The organism is Blautia sp. CGZ-1-C1, from assembly GCF_056504575.1.
Map to the genome: position 1 here is coordinate 1 of NZ_JBWLUT010000039.1, position 2,276 is coordinate 2,276.

Consider the following 2,276-nt stretch of genomic DNA (forward strand, 5'->3'; position numbering starts at 1 on the left):
AGCCATCTCTGCGCGCCATGTGAGGACTGTCCCAAAGGTGTCTTAACCAATGCCATTAATACTAATGCTGCTACATATAAAGCAGCTGCAAAACGATTAAGTATGCGATAATTGATTCTGGAAATAACAAGTGCCATAATAATACACGCAACACTGATCATGGCCTGTTTTTTGAAGAAGAACATATCATCTCCATAATTTATTTCTGCCGTATAGGAGCTTGTACTATATAGCATGATAAGTCCAAAACAGGTCAGTAAGACAATAACCGCAACAAGACTGTAATCATAATAATCTGCTTTCGCCTTTCGCTGCGTATTGCTTCTTCCTGATGAAGACGTATAAGACTGCTTCTGTGATTTTGTATTTGACATTTAATCACCTGCCGCTTTCTGTTTTTGTTTCCTGTAATAGGGAATCACCCCTAAATCGTACTTCATTATAACAGAAACTTTCTGTATAAGCAATGGGGCAGATGCATTATGCCTCTGCCCCATTTTTCAAGATATTTTCCTATTATTTCTCATCATCAATCTCAATCGGATCGGATTCAAAGATAAATTTAACATTTCCATCCATATCACTGGATCTATCTGTAAATGTTGTGTACATTACATCATCAGACTGAATTGCCTCAAATCTGTCAAGGATATCCTGAAGGTCTCCATTTACTGCATCATCCAGTTTCTTGATACCTTCTTTGTAGAACTTCTTCTGACCATCATTTAAATCTTTTGCCCCATCGTTGAGTTCTTTGATACCATCTTTAAGCTGGTCACTTCCGTCTGACAGTTCATTTGTTCCATCAAGCAGTGTCTGTGTTCCTGAAACAAGGCTTCCTGTTCCGGATGCAAGAGTCTGTGCTCCTGTTGCAAGAGTCTGTGCTCCTGTTGCGAGCTGAGATGCTCCACTGTTTAATGTAGAACTGTTAGAAGAAAGCTGATCTGCGCCACTATACAAAGCACCACTGTTGGATGCAAGGGCTTCCACACCACTTGTAAGCTGACCTGTTGCTGAACTGATCTGTGACATACCACTTGTCAGGCTCTTTCTTGCGCTCTTAAGTGTTTTTGCACCTTTTAACAGCGCCTGTGCGTTTGCATTATTCTTACCCTGAAGCTGTGTGATACCATCTGTCAAAGTCTTTCCGGAACTCAGAAGTGTATCTGCACCGGAGATCATCTGCTCAGTACTTGCTTTTGCAAGACTCTCATATCCACTCTGAAGGGATTTATTTGCTGTTGTAAGCTGTTCAGATCCGCTCTTAAGCTGTTCAATTCCCTGTAACATTGCAGGCATCTGCTGTCCAAGGCCATCAAACAATGTACTCATACCATTTACGCCGTTAGCAATCTGTGTTCCAAGTTCAGAAAGCTGACTTCCGGAAGCTGTCAGTGTGCCATCATTTGCAGTAAGCTGTTTTGCACCTGCATTCAACTGCTCTACAGTTGCTGTCACTGTCTGCATTCCCTGGCTTAATGCCTGTAGCTGCTGCTGAAGCTGTTCAACGCCACTGTTTACTGCTGCTTCCTGTGTATCTGCTGCGGAAGCCGCGCTGTCAGCAGATGCTCTTAAGCTGTCTGCTGCTGCCTGCAGCGCTGATGTGTCAGGTGCGGAAGCTGTGATCGTGGATGTGTCAATATTGGATGCGCTGTCTGCTGCTGCCTGGATAGAACCTAACGCACCGTCAACAGCTGCCTCTACTGCGGCTGCTGTCTCATCATCCATGTTGCTGTAATCAATATTATATAAAGCAGATTCTGCCGCTTCCAGCTGGCTGCTGACAGCTGCAACTCCTGCCTCTACTGAAGAAGCATCTACTGAAGCTTCTGAAGAATCACTGATCCAGGATTCAATCGCATCTGCCTGGCAGTTCATTGTATCTGCACTGTCACTTAACTGACCGGACATTGCCTGTGCACTTGCCTGTACCTCTGAAGCTGCAGAAGTTCCCATACTCTTAAGTGCAGTTTCAAGCTGATCCAGACCTGCTGCAAGCTGTTCTACACTTCCAACATATTCTTGTACTTTAGAAGTATAAGTAGAAACTCCTGTTGTATAATCAGTTATGTTTTTGCTGAAATTAGCAATCTGGTCTGCATCAATCTGGGAAGAAAGAGCAGTCATTTTATCTACTGCTGTCTGAATTCCGGTAACTGCAGTATCAATTCCCGGTACGATCTGTCCGATTCCATCTACCAGACTCTTAATTCCACCTGCATACTGGCTCACGCCACCTGCAAGCTGGTTAACTCCCAAAATGAATGTTGCTGCAG

At 43.8% G+C, this 2,276-nt stretch carries 1 protein-coding gene and 1 pseudogene; both read right to left on the reverse strand.

Going from position 1 to position 2,276, the window contains the following annotated elements; translation table 11 throughout:
* The coding region (locus AC058W_RS02175; protein WP_479389648.1) for an FtsW/RodA/SpoVE family cell cycle protein at positions 1 to 374 on the reverse strand (374 nt) is incomplete at its 3' end.
* Positions 375 to 516: 142 nt separating this feature from the next.
* Positions 517 to 2,276 (reverse strand): annotated as a pseudogene (locus AC058W_RS02180) (hypothetical protein); the annotation flags it as partial.